This is a genomic window from Lysinibacillus sp. FW12, from assembly GCF_050817245.1.
Lineage (GTDB): Bacteria > Bacillota > Bacilli > Bacillales_A > Planococcaceae > Lysinibacillus > Lysinibacillus irui.
Genome location: NZ_CP139094.1, coordinates 2,799,633 through 2,814,996, shown reverse-complemented (window position 1 = coordinate 2,814,996; position 15,364 = coordinate 2,799,633). Strand labels below are relative to the sequence as shown.

General features: G+C 39.7%; 21 protein-coding genes. 16 read left to right on the top strand and 5 right to left on the bottom strand.

Annotated elements, in window-relative coordinates:
* Window positions 1-132: 132 nt before the first annotated feature.
* The 3 genes from SJW71_RS14725 to SJW71_RS14715 form a co-directional block, all read right to left on the bottom strand.
* Window positions 133-747 (bottom strand): hypothetical protein, encoded by a 615-nt coding sequence (locus tag SJW71_RS14725; RefSeq protein WP_431811106.1) that lies wholly within the window; start codon window positions 745-747, stop codon window positions 133-135.
* A 617-nt stretch (window positions 748-1,364) separates the two neighbouring features.
* A complete protein-coding gene (gene fumC / locus SJW71_RS14720) occupies window positions 1,365-2,756 on the bottom strand; it encodes a class II fumarate hydratase (protein WP_431811105.1) in 1,392 nt (463 codons plus the stop codon).
* A gap of 279 nt (window positions 2,757-3,035) precedes the next feature.
* A complete protein-coding gene (locus SJW71_RS14715) occupies window positions 3,036-3,251 on the bottom strand; it encodes a hypothetical protein (protein WP_274796765.1) in 216 nt (71 codons plus the stop codon).
* 248 nt (window positions 3,252-3,499) lie between these two features.
* Here SJW71_RS14715 and SJW71_RS14710 point away from each other — a divergent pair, with 248 nt between their 5' ends.
* The 6 genes from SJW71_RS14710 to SJW71_RS14685 all read left to right on the top strand — a co-directional run bounded on the left by SJW71_RS14710 (window position 3,500) and on the right by SJW71_RS14685 (window position 7,689).
* A complete protein-coding gene (locus SJW71_RS14710; RefSeq protein ID WP_431811104.1) occupies window positions 3,500-3,823 on the top strand; it encodes a hypothetical protein in 324 nt (107 codons plus the stop codon).
* A 12-nt stretch (window positions 3,824-3,835) separates the two neighbouring features.
* Complete coding sequence (locus SJW71_RS14705; RefSeq protein WP_431811103.1) at window positions 3,836-4,132, top strand: hypothetical protein; 297 nt, start codon at window positions 3,836-3,838, stop codon at window positions 4,130-4,132.
* Between the two features lie 234 nt (window positions 4,133-4,366).
* On the top strand, window positions 4,367-4,579 hold the full coding sequence (locus SJW71_RS14700; protein ID WP_322606285.1) for a helix-turn-helix transcriptional regulator: 213 nt from the start codon (window positions 4,367-4,369) through the stop codon (window positions 4,577-4,579).
* A complete protein-coding gene (locus SJW71_RS14695; RefSeq protein ID WP_322606188.1) occupies window positions 4,576-4,974 on the top strand; it encodes a hypothetical protein in 399 nt (132 codons plus the stop codon). Before SJW71_RS14700 ends, SJW71_RS14695 begins: the two co-directional genes overlap by 4 nt.
* Window positions 4,975-5,737: 763 nt before the next feature.
* Window positions 5,738-6,469 carry an AAA family ATPase gene (locus SJW71_RS14690; RefSeq protein WP_431811102.1) on the top strand — a complete coding sequence of 244 codons (732 nt, stop codon included), beginning with the start codon at window positions 5,738-5,740 and terminating at the stop codon, window positions 6,467-6,469.
* Window positions 6,466-7,689 (top strand): GNAT family N-acetyltransferase, encoded by a 1,224-nt coding sequence (locus tag SJW71_RS14685; RefSeq protein ID WP_312506315.1) that lies wholly within the window; start codon window positions 6,466-6,468, stop codon window positions 7,687-7,689. The genes SJW71_RS14690 and SJW71_RS14685 overlap by 4 nt, the downstream gene beginning before the upstream one ends.
* 39 nt (window positions 7,690-7,728) lie before the next feature.
* On the opposite strand, the gene SJW71_RS14680 is transcribed toward SJW71_RS14685, so the two are convergent.
* Entirely contained in the window at window positions 7,729-9,111 is a 1,383-nt protein-coding gene (locus tag SJW71_RS14680) for a PLP-dependent aminotransferase family protein (protein WP_431811101.1), read from the bottom strand.
* Window positions 9,112-9,223: 112 nt separating this feature from the next.
* Between SJW71_RS14680 and SJW71_RS14675 the strand changes: the two genes are divergently transcribed.
* The 4 genes from SJW71_RS14675 to SJW71_RS14660 are packed head-to-tail and all read left to right on the top strand — an operon-like array spanning window position 9,224 to window position 10,891.
* On the top strand, window positions 9,224-9,664 hold the full coding sequence (locus SJW71_RS14675; protein WP_431811100.1) for a GNAT family N-acetyltransferase: 441 nt from the start codon (window positions 9,224-9,226) through the stop codon (window positions 9,662-9,664).
* Window positions 9,665-9,703: 39 nt separating this feature from the next.
* Window positions 9,704-10,012 (top strand): hypothetical protein, encoded by a 309-nt coding sequence (locus tag SJW71_RS14670; RefSeq protein ID WP_431811099.1) that lies wholly within the window; start codon window positions 9,704-9,706, stop codon window positions 10,010-10,012.
* Between the two features lie 39 nt (window positions 10,013-10,051).
* The gene (locus SJW71_RS14665) at window positions 10,052-10,306 is read left to right on the top strand and encodes a hypothetical protein (protein WP_431811098.1); all 255 of its coding nucleotides are present in this window, start codon (window positions 10,052-10,054) and stop codon (window positions 10,304-10,306) included.
* A 39-nt stretch (window positions 10,307-10,345) separates the two neighbouring features.
* Window positions 10,346-10,891, top strand: coding sequence for a hypothetical protein (locus SJW71_RS14660; RefSeq protein WP_431811097.1), 546 nt, complete (start codon window positions 10,346-10,348; stop codon window positions 10,889-10,891).
* Between the two features lie 133 nt (window positions 10,892-11,024).
* On the opposite strand, the gene SJW71_RS14655 is transcribed toward SJW71_RS14660, so the two are convergent.
* The gene (locus tag SJW71_RS14655) at window positions 11,025-11,717 is read right to left on the bottom strand and encodes a class I SAM-dependent methyltransferase (protein ID WP_407133689.1); all 693 of its coding nucleotides are present in this window, start codon (window positions 11,715-11,717) and stop codon (window positions 11,025-11,027) included.
* 183 nt (window positions 11,718-11,900) lie between these two features.
* Between SJW71_RS14655 and SJW71_RS14650 the strand changes: the two genes are divergently transcribed.
* The 6 genes from SJW71_RS14650 to SJW71_RS14625 all read left to right on the top strand — a co-directional run bounded on the left by SJW71_RS14650 (window position 11,901) and on the right by SJW71_RS14625 (window position 15,326).
* Window positions 11,901-12,506, top strand: coding sequence for a CPBP family intramembrane glutamic endopeptidase (locus SJW71_RS14650; RefSeq protein WP_431811096.1), 606 nt, complete (start codon window positions 11,901-11,903; stop codon window positions 12,504-12,506).
* Between the two features lie 71 nt (window positions 12,507-12,577).
* Window positions 12,578-12,763: a hypothetical protein gene (locus SJW71_RS14645; RefSeq protein WP_431811095.1), complete on the top strand. Its 186-nt coding sequence runs from the start codon at window positions 12,578-12,580 to the stop codon at window positions 12,761-12,763.
* Window positions 12,756-12,923, top strand: a complete 168-nt coding sequence (locus SJW71_RS14640) for a hypothetical protein (RefSeq protein ID WP_274796777.1) — start codon at window positions 12,756-12,758, stop codon at window positions 12,921-12,923. The genes SJW71_RS14645 and SJW71_RS14640 overlap by 8 nt, the downstream gene beginning before the upstream one ends.
* Window positions 12,924-12,931: 8 nt before the next feature.
* Window positions 12,932-13,585: a hypothetical protein gene (locus SJW71_RS14635; RefSeq protein WP_431811094.1), complete on the top strand. Its 654-nt coding sequence runs from the start codon at window positions 12,932-12,934 to the stop codon at window positions 13,583-13,585.
* Window positions 13,586-13,659: 74 nt separating this feature from the next.
* Window positions 13,660-14,646, top strand: coding sequence for a helix-turn-helix transcriptional regulator (locus SJW71_RS14630; protein WP_274796779.1), 987 nt, complete (start codon window positions 13,660-13,662; stop codon window positions 14,644-14,646).
* Between the two features lie 50 nt (window positions 14,647-14,696).
* Window positions 14,697-15,326: a type 1 glutamine amidotransferase family protein gene (locus SJW71_RS14625; protein WP_431811093.1), complete on the top strand. Its 630-nt coding sequence runs from the start codon at window positions 14,697-14,699 to the stop codon at window positions 15,324-15,326.
* Window positions 15,327-15,364: the final 38 nt, after the last annotated feature.

The window sequence follows — 15,364 nt, the reverse complement described above, 5'->3', positions numbered from 1 at the left end:
GACTGGAAGAAGGTATTTTTTTAAAATGTCCTGTTTTATTTGAGATGCCCCCTTTGTTCAACTTGTAATGCCTGTTTAATAATTAAATGGGAACAAGCTGATCTCCTTAGAGTCAGCCTGTATAATTGTTTGTCAATCAGCAATCTTTGTAACGACCAATGATGGGTATCTATAAAAGGCCTGTGTAGTGGCCAATATGACCCTAATACTAAGTCTATCATCTTTGTTTAAACGTAGTTGTATTGTATTTCCTATAGTGTTAGCCATTCTTAAGGTTACAACTGATTCGGCACCACCTACCATATTTAAATCATTTAAGGATAGAAAATTACTTTCATTCACTACGACTGTATCATTGATAAACAATCCAAATCGTACTTCCGTTTCTATAAGATCACTAGTTAAGTTCAATAATTCAACTGAAATATTCATATTAACTTCATATATACCACCGACGGCAACTTGAAGATCGGTAGTATTATTAGGAAAAGGAGCAGGACTTACATTTAATGATGGGCCAGGTGTCGTAAAAACAATTTTCTGTCCAGGAACAGGTGGTGTAGCTGGAGAAATAAGGACAGGGTTTCCAGATGGATCGTAAAATGATCCAAAAGCTAAAGTCCCCTCTACTGTTGGTTGGGAATTAGGTTGTATGCAATCAATATCAATGGCTCTAAACGGTCTAACCCCAGTACAATTGAATTTTTCATTACAGCAATGTTGACAACCATTATTATTTTTATTCAAATTTACACCTCCTTTATTTATTATTTTATTCAAGCATGTAATTAAACGAATGTGTCACCTGACCATTCTATAACCAGTAAAAGACCACTTCACATGATGAGTGGTCTATTTTTGTATCAGTTATTAGGGGTGATATGGAAGCTAAATAGTGAAATAACATTTAACAGAGGTGGCCCTTCATGAACGAACGTTTTGATATTGCAGCGGAGCTAAAAACTAAAATGTACAAGAAACAAATTTTATGAATTGATTAGTAGTGGAGAAATTGCTGGATAAAAACTGGGAGGATGAAAGTATCAACCATAGTACTTGAAATAAAAACACAAAATTTAACGGAATATTGGACTATGAGGTATCTAGAACATCGAAAGAATAAATAAAGGGGGGAATTAATTGAAACAATACCATTTATTGATATTAGTAATAGAACAAAACGTTTAGAAAAATTGTAAAGATCAGAAATAATTTAAAAACTTGCTAGGCAAAATAAAAAAAGGACTGGGGATTTAACCCCAATCCTACTCACAACCTCACCTTATTTATTAGAAAAAGACGCTTCATTTAACAATTGTCCTATTAACGTCTAATTGGCCTTATATGTTCATATTGCATTGTTTCTATTTCACATTTGGATAAATCATTGTTGCTGGGTCTACATATTCATCGAATTGTTCTTCTGTTAGTAGACCACTGGCGATGGCTGCTTCTTTTAAGGTTGTGCCTTCTTTGTGAGCTTTTTTCGCTATTTTTGCTGCGTTTTCGTAGCCGATATATGGATTTAATGCCGTTACAAGCATTAAAGAATTTCTTAAATTATGATCGAGCACTTCTTTATTCGGTTCAATCCCTACAGCACAATGGTCGTTAAATGATTGCATTGTATCAGCTAATAAGCGAGTTGATTGTAAGAAGTTGTAAATAATTACTGGTTTAAAGACGTTCAGCTCAAAGTTACCTTGAGAAGCGGCGAACGCAATGGTTGCATCATTTCCAACTACTTGTGTGACAACCATTGTCATAGCTTCACTTTGTGTAGGGTTTACTTTACCAGGCATAATCGATGAGCCTGGCTCGTTTTCTGGGATGGTGATTTCACCAATACCAGAACGAGGGCCACTAGCAAGCCAGCGAACGTCATTGGCAATTTTCATTAAATCGGCCGCTAATGCTTTTAGTGCACCGTGTGCGACAACGGCTTCATCATGGCTTGTTAAAGCGTGGAATTTATTCGCTGCTGAAGTGAATTGTTTACCTGTTAGTTCACTTATTTCCGCAGCAACACGATCACCAAATTCAGGGTGAGCGTTAATACCAGTACCTACCGCTGTTCCACCAATCGCAAGTTCCTTCATATAATCAATATTTTGGATAATCATCCGCTCCGATTTTGCCAGCATAGCTGCCCAGCCGCTAATTTCTTGACCTAATGTTAGAGGTGTTGCATCCTGTAAATGTGTACGTCCAATTTTTATAATATCTTTAAATTGAGCTGCTTTATCTTCTAGTGTTGACTTTAATAATCGTAGACGTGGTAATAAATAATCTTCCACTTTTAACACAGCTGCAATATGCAATGCCGTTGGGAAGGTATCATTTGAGCTTTGTGATTTATTGACATCATCATTCGGATGAATGCGATCAGTCTCACCAGCATCCTGTAATAGTTGGTTCGCGCGGTGAGCAATTACTTCGTTAACGTTCATGTTTGATTGTGTACCACTACCTGTTTGCCATACAACGAGTGGGAATTGATCGTCCCATTGCCCATTTAAAATTTCATCAGCTGCCTGTACAATCACATTCGTCTTAAGATCAGAAAGCTTGCCTAGTTTGTTGTTGGCAATTGCTGCACTTTTCTTTAAGATAGCCATGGCCTGCACAAGCTCAATTGGCATTTGCTCCGTACCAATTTGGAAATTCTCTTTACTGCGCTGTGTTTGCGCACCCCAAATTTTATCAGCAGGTACTTTAATTTCACCCATAGTGTCTTTTTCAATACGGTACTCCATGTTAAAACAGCTCCTTTATTATGTAAATTTCTCCATTTATATAGATAAAAACGGATACTCTTAGTCTGATGTAAGAATATCCGTTTGATACATGCTTATTCAAAAAAGAGGGGGATTCTGAATAAAGCAATTTGGAGAAAGAAATAATCTAGTGATAATGATAATTGTTATCAATTAAAAAGTCAATATTTTTGCTTAAGGAATTTTAAAGGTGAGAATCATTCGCAATCGTATTATTGATATTCCCGATTGTAAAGGAAATAAACCTATTGTGAAGTATTATCTCTTTTTCTTTCCAAGTTCTTTAACAGGTTGCTTTTTAGGAATTTTTTCGAAAATAATCTTAACATGAAAATTGTTATCATCAACCTGAAGCACCTCAACTACCTTTGCCTTGCGCCCTTTAATCCGAATATCCTCTTCCGCAGCAGGGAGTTTGACGAGCAACTGACTTAAAACGGACGTCTTGTTTTCATAAAAATGAGTCACAAACATCACGATTCTCCTTCTAACATTTGATTGTTACTCACTTTATGAACGACGGAGTCGATATAGAACTTTTGTTAAGGTGGTCAAATGAGATCACCGCTCGAATAGTGGGTCAGGTGGATCATAAACTGAGGGAATCCGTTTGCAATGGAGGCCACGGAGATCAAAAAGTGAGGGAACCCGCTCGAAAAGGAGGTTGAAATGATCCTAAAGTGAAGGAACCCGCTCAAAAAGGAAGTTGAAGTGATCCTAAAGTGAAGGTAACCGCTCGAACAGGGAGTCAAAGTGCTCCTAAAGTGAAGGTAACCGCTCGAACAGAGGGCCAGGGTGATCATAAAGAGAGGGACCCCACTCGAACAGGAGGTCAAAGTGCTCCTAAAGTGAAGGTAACCGCTCGAACAGGAGGCCAAGGTGCTCATAAAATGAGAGAACCTGCTCGAACAGGAGGCCAAGGTGCTCCTAAAGTGAAGGTACCCGCTCGAACAGAAGGCCAAGGTGATCACAAAGTGAAGGTAACCGCTCGCACAGGGAGTCAAAGTGATCATAAAGAGAGGGAACCCGCTCGAACAGGAGTTTGAAGTGATCCTAAAGTGAAGGTAACCGCTCGAACAGGGAGTCAAAGTGATCCTAAAGTGAGGGAACCAGCTCGAACAGAGAGCCAAGGTGATCCTAAAGTGAAGGTACCCGCTCGAACAGGGAGTCAAAGTGATCATAAAGTGGGAGAACCCGCTCGAACAGGAGGTCAAAGTGATCCTAAAGTGGGAGAACCCGCTCGAACAGGAGGTCAAAGTGATCCTAAAGTGAAGGTAACCGCTCGAACAGGAGGCCAAGGTGATCCTAAAGTGAAGGACCCGCTCGAACAGAAGGTTGAAGTGATCGTAAAGTGAAGGTAACCGCTCGAACAGGAGGCCAAGGTGATCATAGCATGAGAGTCCTTACTCAAATGCACTCATGGGACAATTTTAGAAAACTCCATTTAATATAAAAATTTATAGATAAAACAAAAGACAACTACTTATGAGGTAAACAAGATGTCAAATACATTTGACACCTTGTTTGTCTTATTTTATGATCAAGATGTAAAAGATCTTTTACACCCCCGAACTGGAGTGATTGTTAAATTGGAAAATAAAATAAAGATATATAGAGAAGAAAAAAGTCTTTCACAGGGCAAACTAGCGGATCTTTGTAACGTGACAAGGCAGACAATCAATGCCATTGAAAATAATAAATATGACCCGAGTTTAGAGTTAGCTTTTACATTGTCATATATATTAGATGCTTCTATTGAGGAATTGTTTATATTTTCATACGAAAGGAATGAGAAAAAGTGACGACTATTAAAAAGGTAAGTTTAATTGGTTCTTTAGTTATTATTACTTCGGTTGGGGGATACGGGGGTTATCAATGGATCAACGAAAAAATCATTAATCCCACAACCATTATTTTTGTATTTTTAGGAATTGGTCTCTTATTCCAATCTATTACTTGGGGAGATATGAATGGAAAAGAAGAAAGGAAAAAAGATGAGTTAGAAAAACATATCACACTAGTTAGTTCAAAAATAAGTTATTACCTTCTACTGTTATTAATGATTATTGTTTTAGTGATTTCAGAAAGAGTAACTGCAATGAATGACATAAAAAATATCCCATTAGTCGTTGTAATAGGTCTTGCTTGGATAACGATGCCAATTACTGAGTATGTTGTTTCAAAAAAATATAGTTAACCGAGTTAAATATTTTGGACATCATGATTTCGAAACTAGGAAATATGCGATAGCCGCATTTACTTGTATGTTGGGGACTTGGGAAACGGGTTACTGTCAAGTTTTTCAGCCAGTAAAAGAGTGAGAGGAAAATAAAAAATGGAGTGCGAATCCCTTCGATCAAAAGCGTTATTATCGCTTTAAAGATTATCTTTATGCCCTATTAGAACATCACGAACAGATAGAAAAAGAATTTCCTTATATGTTTGAAGATATTGTTTTATTTTTAACAACCATTGAGCTCAATAAGGGGATCAGCTATGAGGAATGGTTTCCTGAACATAATCCGACTATTTTTCAGCGCTTACGAGAGGAAGTTTTGATTCCCAAACAGCTCCTTCTAGGTAAACGTAGCCATCGAAAATATTTATTAATAGAAATTAGGTATTGAACCTTTTTTTGAATAAGATCATCCTTGCCGGGTAATCAAGTCAAAGAAGGTTAGCCGTAAATTAATTTATATGAAAATCAAAAATATGACATGTTTTTACGTTTTGCAATTGCAACTTTCGACATATTTTTTATTTATTTCTCGGGAAATATCTCTTACGGAATGGTCAAAATAGAGCACCTTTGTTACCGCAACTTCTGAGGGGCATCTATATGAAAAATAGTGACTTTATGATTTGTTTAACTATTCTTACTTCTTTTTTATCAAAGAGGCAGCGTGATGACGTTTCAGCTTTGATATTGTTCGTTATAATAAGAGAAAGGAGGAAATAAGATGTATTTAAAATCATGTAAGGTGTTACAGGATACCATTCCGAATAAACAGATGTATCCTTTTAACATTCCAAGCTTGCAGGATTTACAAGAGCTGGAGTTTCCGACAAATGTGACGTTCTTTGTTGGGGAAAATGGGTCGGGGAAATCAACATTATTGGAGGCTATTGCGGATCGCTGTGATTTTAATACGGCGGGTGGTGGTCGTCAAAATTTATATGAAGTACATAAGGCAGATTCCTCACTGGGGGACTATATTCGTTTGTCGTGGTTGCCGAAGATTTCGAATGGTTTTTTTCTTCGATCGGAAACATTTTATCAATTTGCCAGTCATATTGATTTGTTAGAATACCATCCGAATAAATATGCCGCTTTTGGGGGCAAATCCCTACACCACCAATCCCATGGTGAATCTTTTCTGGCATTATTTATGAATCGGTTTAAGGGGAAAGCGATCTATTTATTGGATGAGCCTGAGGCAGCCTTATCTCCAACAAGACAATTAAGCCTGCTGAAAATTATGAAGGACTTAGAGCATGAGGCACAATTTATTATCGCTACGCACTCACCAATTTTACTGGGCTATCCGAATGCGACGATTTATAGTTTTGATGATGAGGCAATTGAACCGATACGCTATGAAGATACCATTCATTACATTGTTACCAAACGTTTTTTAGATGCACCACAAACCATTTTAAGTGAGTTATTTGATGAGGAGAGGGAATCATGAATCAACGAAAAGGCTTAGTCATGCGAGAAATTCGATTAGACGAAATGGCACAGTCCATTGATTTACTGAATTATGTCTTTCAAATGTCTATGTCCATTCACAAGGATCGCCGTTTTGTAAATGCTAAGAGTAAGCAGTTTAATGAGGGGCATGCCATCGGATGGTTTGATGGGTCCCACTTGGTTTCGCAAATTTTAAGTTTGCCTTTTGAGGTTAATGTACATGGCAAGATTTACGAAATGGGTGGCATCACAGCAGTTGGGACATACCCAGAATACTCAGGTCATGGCTTAATGGAGAGCTTAATTATTGAAAGTTTACAAAGAATGCGTAATGAAGGTCAATGTATATCCTATTTATTTCCATATTCTATCCCGTATTACCGTAAAAAGGGGTGGGAAATTATGAGTGATATTGTGGAATTTCAGGTGAAGGATACGCAGCTTCCTCATTATGCTGGGCTTAACGGGAAAATTCGTCGTGTGGATCCGAAGCATGAGGATGTTGTGGATATCTATGCACGCTATGCCCAGAAAACGCATGGGGTGATGGTGCGCAATAGTATTGCCTGGAATGAGAAATTTCAGGAGGATTTCTGGGAGGAGAAATTCATTGACAGTGATGTCAATCTTCAGGCAGCTGTCTATTATGATGAAGACGATGTAGCACAAGGCTACATGTTTTATCGTATTATGGAAGAAAACTATTACATTGATGAAATCGTTTATTTGCAGGAAGAGGCTCGTAAAGGCTTATGGAATTTCGTCTCGGCTCATAGTTCGATGGTTTATAATGTCTACGGGAAAACAACGGGAAATGAAGCGGTTGCCTTTTTATTAGAGGACAGTGAAATTATTCAAAAGGTCTCTCCTTATTTCATGGCGAGAATTGTCGATGTCAAAGAGTTTTTATTGCGTTATCCATTTGTCGGTCATGATTTTGAGCTTCAGCTTGCGGTCACTGATCGCATTGTGGCTTGGAATAATGGAACATACATCATTAAAATGGCAGATGGTAAGGTTTCTGTCCAAAAAGTGAGTGAGACTTTGAATGATAGTGCTGTTCATTTAACAGTGCAAACGTTGGCTACTATGCTGTTAGGCTATAAACGTCCACGTTATTTAGAGAAAATCGAACGTTTACAAGGACGTCCCGAGGAAATTGACCTACTAGAGGCCGTATTACCTGTTGGTATTCCGACATTTATTGATTATTTTTAAGCCGTATCATGTGTAGAGGAGGAGCCATAACGTGGATTGTTATGGCTGCCAGGCCTCTTTCAACAGTTCAACACCAAGCTTGATTTCTTCCATCGTTAACTTACTAAAACCTAATTGCAGCATCGGTGTCTCCTTTGCTTGTTGATGAAAAAACGGACTGGTTGGGTATACTTTAACACCGCAGGATTCTGCTTGTTCGATGAGCTGTTGCTCCGAAAGTGCAGACTTTATTTTCACCAAAACATAGAGCCCTGATTGCTCGCCTATTATCGTGACTTGCTCACCCAATTGTTGTTGTAGCTCCTGAACAAGGCGCTGCATTTTTTGTTTGTAGGTCAGGCGCATCCTTTTAATATGGCGTGTCCATTCCCCTTGTGCCATAAAATGTGCCATTGTGCGTTGATGGAGGGACGAAGCATTTTGTTCAAAATGAGCAAAGCGTTCTTTAAATGGCTGAACAAGCATATTCGGTAGCACCATATAGCTTAATCGAACTCCTGGCAGAAACGATTTGGAGAAAGTGCCTAAATAAATTACCCGAGAAGGGTCGATCGATGCCAGTGCAGGAAATGGCTGTTGCGCATAACGAAATTCACCATCATAATCGTCCTCTAGAATAAAGCCATCGACTTGTTGGGCCCACTGTATTAGAGTCTGTCGCTGTTGAATATTCATAGAAACACCGTACGGGAAATGATGTGACGGGGTGACATAGAGTAGATGGGATGGACTGTCAGCTAATAGGTTGAGCTGTGCACCAGACTCTGTTACCGGCAATGCCTCTATATGAAAATTATGTAATTGGAAAGCCTCTCGTGCCCCGTTGTAGCCTGGGTCCTCCAGAAGGATACTTGGGAAATGGTCTTTTAATAAAAAGCCAAGATGCAGGAGCATTTGCTGCGTGCTACTGCCAATAATGATATTTTCAATCGTTGTCGAAACGCCCCTTGCTTGTAGGAGGTATTGAACAAGCTGCTCCTTTAACAATGAATCTCCAAACAATTCCCCATATTGATAGCATGATGAATCCAATAATACTTGATTGGCTATTTGACGCCATGTTTTCAAAGGAAAATGTTGCTGATCAACAGCTCCTGCTCGAAAATCTACAACGATGGAGGGGAGATGGTATTTGGTCTGTGAAATAATCGGGTCTATCTGCTCCTGTAAGAAAACCTGCTCCAACGCATTCACAAAATAGCCCTTCCGCCCCTCGCCGCGAATATAGCCTTCTGCCACAAGCTGTTCATATGCAGTTAGCGTGGTATTACGACTAACGTGTAAAGTTTCTGCTAGTTTACGAATGGATGGTAGAGAGTCGTTTGTTTTCAGTGCCCCTTGTGTAATAAGTGCTTTAATTTGCTGATAAACCTGTTTATACTTTGCCTCATTCTCTGTTAATAAAAAGATAAAGTCGTCCAATTGTGCACCGCCTTGACATGTTGAAATTTTAGAAACTGTTTCTTTTGAAATGTCAGATTTTTTATTACTATCATACAAGAACGTCAATGAAAAAGAAATGGGGAATAGAAGCATGAAAATTAGTATCGTATCAAAATCAACAATAGGGGAAGTTGTACCATTATTTAATGCCTATCGAGAATTTTATGGCCAGCCATCTGATATAACGAAGGCCGAGCAATTTATTCAGGAACGTGTGGAAAATGGGGAGTCCATTATTTTTCTCGCGTACCAGGAGCAGGAGCCAGTAGGGTTTGCGCAATTATTCCCTATTTTTTCATCTGTAGCTATGAAAAGAGCATTTATACTAAATGATTTATTTGTGGCGCAACATGCCAGGAAGCAAGGAGTCGCTCAAGCTTTAATGGAACAATGCTCCGCCTATTGCCAACAGGAAGCTGCCCGATACATGATGCTCGAAACAGCGAAAGATAATGTCAATGCCCAGAAACTCTATGAAAAACTAGGCATGGCGATTGATGAAAGTGTTTATTATTACAGTATTTACTGGTGATATAGGGGTTGTTCAATTAGTGTGGGGTATTCCTTATAAATGTTGGGGAAGTATTCAAAAAATGCGAGGACTCCGCTCCAAAGTGAGAGAGAAGTGATCAAAGAAGCGAGGCTACCGCTCCAAAGTGAGTCGGAAGTGATCAAAGAAGCGAGGGGTCCGCTCATAAATGAGTCGGAAGTGATCAAAGAAGCGAAGGGTCCGCTCATAAATGAGTCGGAAGTGATCCAAAATGGGAGGCTACCGATCCAAAGTGAGTCGGAAGTGATCAAAGAAGCGAGGAGTCCGCTCATAAATGAATCGGAAGTGATCAAAATGGGAGGCTACCGCTCCAAAGTGAGTCGGAAGTGATCAAAGAGGCGGGGAGTCCGCTCATAAATTGATTCAGAAGTGATCATAAAAGCGAGGAACCCGCTCCAAAGTGAGTCGGAAGTGATCAAAGAAGCGAGGGGTCCGCTCATAAATGAGTCGGAAGTGATCAAAGAAGCGAAGGGTCCGCTCATAAATGAGTCGGAAGTGATCCAAAATGGGAGGCTACCGATCCAAAGTGAGTCGGAAGTGATCAAAGAAGCGAGGAGTCCGCTCATAAATGAATCGGAAGTGATCAAAATGGGAGGCTACCGCTCCAAAGTGAGTCGGAAGTGATCAAAGAGGCGGGGAGTCCGCTCATAAATTGATTCAGAAGTGATCATAAAAGCGAGGAACCCGCTCCAAAGTGAGTCGGAAGTGATCAAAGAAGCGAGGAACCCGCTCCAAAGTGAGTCGGAAGTGATCATAAAAGCGGGGAGTCCGCTCGTAAGTGAGTCGGAAGTGATCAAAGAAGCGAAGGGTTCGCTCGTAAGTGAGTCGGAAGTGATCCAAAATGGGAGGCTACCGCTCCAAAGTGAGTCGGAAGTGATCAAAGAAGCGTGGAACCCACTCATAAGTGATTCAGAAGTGATCATAAAAGCGAGGAACCCGCTCCAAAGTGAGTCGGAAGTGATCAAAGAAGCGAGGAACCCGCTCCAAAGTGAGTCGGAAGTGATCATAAAAGCGAGGAGTCCGCTCGTTAGTGAGTCGGAAGTGATCAAAGAAGCGAGGAGTCCGCTCATAAATGAGTCAGAAGTGATCATAAAAGCGAGGAACCCGCTCCAAAGTGAGTCGGAAGTGATCAAAGAAGCGAGGAACCCGCTCGTAAATGATTCAGAAGTGACCATAGAAGTGAGGTACCCGCTCCAAAGAGAGAAGTGATCATAAAAGTAAGGCCACCGCTCACAAACCTAGCAAAGCGACCCATCCAACACAATTCAAAGGAAATCCCTCCACAATAAAGTTTACTTCGGCATCCCAAAAAAGAACCCGCTATAAAAGCGGGTTCTTTTGTTTAGGCTTGGCTCATCCATCCTGCGAAAAGGCCGGAGGAGAAAAAGCGGGTAATATGTGTGAATCCGGCTTCTTGTAGTAGTTGCTCGATTTCTTGAGCGGAAATGAAGGAAATATTCATAATGATTTTGCCCATACTTTCTACCTTTTCTTTTTTGTAACCTGCCTCTAAAAAGAAGCTTTGCCATATTTTGATGCGATCTTGTAGTTCTTCACTTTCACGTTCACCGTAGGCACAGGCGAGGACAAAGGGTTTTCCTGGTTTTAATCGGGTGTGTATGTTTTTTAGTAGGTTCAGTTTTTCCTGTCGATCTTCTATAAAATGAAGGACGAGGATACAACTGGCCGCATCGAATTTCGGCGTATTGGATGGCAGGTTGTCAATGGTTCCTTGTAATAATTGGACACGGTCTTCTAGTCCGAGTTGTGCGGCTTTATGTTGCGCGATTTGAAGCATTTCCTCAGCTGGATCAATCCCTGTAAATGTCCAATGAGGGTTTGTAGGTCCCCAAGCTGAAAGCTCATTGCCACCGCCAGCTCCTATGACAAGCAGGGATGCTTCTTGTTCACCTAGCTGAGCACGGAAGTAGGCTTGTGTTACGGCAAATAATGTGTCATAGGCAGGTACCGAAATACGAGTGCTTTGCTCATAGGTTTGTGCCTTCTCCAATAAATGTGTCGATAATTTATTCATCGTTATGGTCTCCAATGTTTATTGTATATATTATAGATCTTTATTATCCGTAATTGAGTATAACTGAAAATGAGCAAAAGAACAAAAGGGAAGGCTTCTTTAATGAATAACTTTATGAGTAATATTAGATTGAAAATAATGGAATTTTATCCTATCCTTGTAGTAGACAGGGGGAGAAATCATATGATTTTCGAAAACTTGATTAGTGCAATTCTACAAGTGATGTTGTTTTCCATTATTCCATTTATTTGGTGGTTTTGCACAGCGAAAAAGAAACAGTCCTTTCTTACGTGGCTAGGATTGCGAAAGCCTATTATTGAGAATAAGAGAAGGTACGCCATGTTCTTTGTCCTATCCATTGTTGTGTTACTAGTGCCTAACTCTGCGCTCGTCTATTTTTATATTGATAGCTCTTTGCTAGCGCCCAATCAATTTGCTGGACTTGGATTTGCAGCGGTCATACCAGCACTTTTATACGCCGTAATTCAAACTGCTCTGTCAGAGGAGCTATTGTTCCGTGGCTTTTTATTAAAAAGGCTAGCTAATTCGTTTGGTTTTCATGCTGGGAATATAGTTCAAAGCATCGTTTTTGGTAGTGTTCATGGGGCTTTGCTTTGGTCGGTGCTTCCTGTCCATATTATTCTGCTAGTAGTAGGATGTACAGGACTCGCGGGCTATGTGATGGGGTGGATGAATGAACGGCTAGCTGGAGGCTCCATCGTAGCTAGCTGGACGATTCATGCTATTGGGAATCTATTAGCGGCAGGCTTCTTTATGTTCCTATTTTGACTTATTTGCATTTCTTGGCTGTCACTTGCATAATAGGCAGAGAAGAAAATGTCGTGAAGGGACGTGCAAATATGACAGAGTGGCCGAAGGGTGTTGCAAAACCAGCAATTCGTGCCTTACAAGCAGCAGGCTATACAGAATGGCAGCAGCTAGATAAAGTCGACCTTTCAACGTTAACTCATTTACATGGGATGGGGCCGAAAGCATTAGCTGCGATTGAGGCGGCACTAAAGGAAAGTAGGGGATCGCGTGAATAAGCTAACGTTATTTTTGTTGGCAATGGTGGTCTATTATGTAGTCGTTGTATTCCTTATTAGCAAGCTGTTTATTATTCCTATCATGAAAGTGATGGCTCTTATCTTTTTTGTGGGGGCTGGCTTTATTTTTTCTCGGAAAATGCGCAAGAAATTACAGTAGGAGGTCTTATGAAAATAGCTAAACTAACATTGTTTTATCTAGCGATTATTGTTTTAGCGATCACTTTGTCATTAGCTGGTGTGCGCTTATCTATCTCACTTGGGCTATTTGCTGTGATTGCAATGGCAATGATTTACCGTCATATACATATTTTATATCGAACAAATAATATGGAGCAGGTGGATAAATGGGTGAAAAATCATAGAAAGGAACCTATCTTTGCTGCGCTCTATACATCTGCTTATGGGACGAAACAGGAACAGCTTGATGCCATCGATGTCATCATCCATCATTATAAGCAACCAGCTATTAAATATAATTATCTATTTATTAAGGCGATCATGGAGGACAATTTGGGTGCCGCAAAAGTAGCAGCAGCGAAAATAGAGAAGGAGCCTTTAACAAGCTATGCCCAATGCTATATTGCTGCTCTTGAAGGGCGAACAGCCGATATGAGAAGTGATCAATTAACACAGCCTTGGATGCAACCTGCTGTGGAAGCGGTCTATGCCTACACAATAAATGATCGTGCAAAGTTTCGCCAATTGGCCGATGCTAGTATTGATCAGGCACGTGGCATACAGAAATATGGCTTACTACATAATTTTAAACATATGGAAGAAGAATGGGTGAATGAAGGCATAATCCCAAGGGCTACTTGATGACGGTATCGGGTAGCCTGTTTTTGTGTCAGGAACCACCATGAATAATAAATAATTCGATGAGGTGAAAATGTTTGTCTAAAATGGATCATATGATGCAGATTTTATGGATGTTGAATTCAGGCAGGAAAATAACCGCGAAAGAAATAGCTGAAAAATTAGAGATGAATATCAGATCCGTTTACCGCTATATTAATTCACTTTCTGCCAGTGGTGTGCCGATTATAGCTGAAACAGGTCATCATGGGGGATATACCCTGTTGAATAATTTTATTAAAAGCCCTCTTATTTTTGATGTTGATGAGAAAGCGGCATTACTTCATGCTGCTATCTTTGCAAAAGAAGCTGGCTACTTTTTAGAGGAAGCGTTAAATAGTGCAACAACAAAACTTACGATGCATTCAAATCAAGAGCAGGAAAAAATGATTCAGCAACATTTACAAGGTTTCGAGATAATTGGTCCCGTTGAATCTTCATTGGAGCCGCTATTAAAAAAATTAGAAGACAGTATAGTGAACGAAACATCGATTAAAATGGAATACCATACAAATAATGAAAAACAACCTAAACATAGGATGATTAATCCATATGGTTTGGTTTATTGGAATCAAAACTGGTATGTTGTTGCATTTTGTCATGTAAGAAATGAAATTCGTAATTTTAAAGTTGGCCGAATTACTAGTCTGCATCAAACAGTCATACCCTTTCAACGACCACAAGCGTTCTCGGCCAGTGATTTTTTTATGAAAAGTCTTCTTCCACAAGCAGAAGACAAACGGAACCATGTGTCTTTCATCATTTGTGGAAAGACAAGTGCGGTGGATGCTATCTGTCAGCATTGGTTTTTAAGGTATCACCTCGAAGAACGCACCTCGAAGAAAGCGATATTTTTATTAGATGAAGAAGCGTTACATACATATGTACCTAATTTACTATTCCCTTATGGAAAATCGATCCAAGTAATAGAACCGATAAGTCTAAAGCAAAAAATGATTGACGTTCTAAAGGAGCTGATAGATTTTTATGAAAACGAAAACTTTACTGACGGAGAATGTCAGTAAAGTTTTTTTATACTAAGCATAGTTTCATTCAATAGAAGGAGTGTTTAGTTATGCAAACAAGAAAAGTATATCTTTATGTTTTTGATACGATGGCAGATTGGGAGATCGGGTATTTGATGGCGGAATTAAATTCAGGTAGGTATTTTAAAAAGGGGTTAGAGCCTTTAGAGGTGATGACGATAGGAATTGATAGAAGTCCTGTTACGACAATGGGAGGCATCACGATACTCCCGACTATTACTATTGCTGAATGTCACTTGAATCGCATGGATCTCTTGATTCTTCCTGGAGGTAATACATGGCTAGAGTCTATTCATGATCCTATGTTGCACATGGTTTCAAAAGCGTTGAATGAGGAAGTTTTTGTAGCTGCAATTTGTGGTGCAACGATCGGTCTCGCAAAGGCTGGTTTGCTTGATACAAGACAACATACGAGTAACGATCTCGAATACTTGAAGATGCTTTGTCCACAATATATCGGGGATGAACATTTTAACCAGGAGCCAGCCGTAGCGGAAAGGAACTTAGTAACGGCATCGGGGATTGCTCCGTTGGAATTTGCCTACCATGTTTTGAGGCAACTTGATGTTTTTACAACGGAAACCTTACACGCTTGGTATAAGCTTTATGAAACGCGGGAGAAAACATACTTTTATGAACTAATGACATCCATTGAATAACGACTAGTTGAAGAGGAGCATGTTATTTTTTGAAAACA

Bases quoted from the DNA above. Each gene is read 5' to 3' on its own strand.
- SJW71_RS14715 (WP_274796765.1), bottom strand. From the start codon at position 3,251: ATGTTTGTGACTCATTTTTATGAAAACAAGACGTCCGTTTTAAGTCAG.
- SJW71_RS14635 (WP_431811094.1), top strand. From the start codon at position 12,932: ATGAAAATAGCTAAACTAACATTGTTTTATCTAGCGATTATTGTTTTA.
- SJW71_RS14670 (WP_431811099.1), top strand. From the start codon at position 9,704: ATGTTGGGGAAGTATTCAAAAAATGCGAGGACTCCGCTCCAAAGTGAG.
- SJW71_RS14655 (WP_407133689.1), bottom strand. From the start codon at position 11,717: ATGAATAAATTATCGACACATTTATTGGAGAAGGCACAAACCTATGAG.
- fumC (WP_431811105.1), bottom strand. From the start codon at position 2,756: ATGGAGTACCGTATTGAAAAAGACACTATGGGTGAAATTAAAGTACCT.
- SJW71_RS14625 (WP_431811093.1), top strand. From the start codon at position 14,697: ATGCAAACAAGAAAAGTATATCTTTATGTTTTTGATACGATGGCAGAT.
- SJW71_RS14675 (WP_431811100.1), top strand. From the start codon at position 9,224: ATGAAAATTAGTATCGTATCAAAATCAACAATAGGGGAAGTTGTACCA.
- SJW71_RS14650 (WP_431811096.1), top strand. From the start codon at position 11,901: ATGATTTTCGAAAACTTGATTAGTGCAATTCTACAAGTGATGTTGTTT.
- SJW71_RS14685 (WP_312506315.1), top strand. From the start codon at position 6,466: ATGAATCAACGAAAAGGCTTAGTCATGCGAGAAATTCGATTAGACGAA.
- SJW71_RS14690 (WP_431811102.1), top strand. From the start codon at position 5,738: ATGTATTTAAAATCATGTAAGGTGTTACAGGATACCATTCCGAATAAA.
- SJW71_RS14645 (WP_431811095.1), top strand. From the start codon at position 12,578: ATGACAGAGTGGCCGAAGGGTGTTGCAAAACCAGCAATTCGTGCCTTA.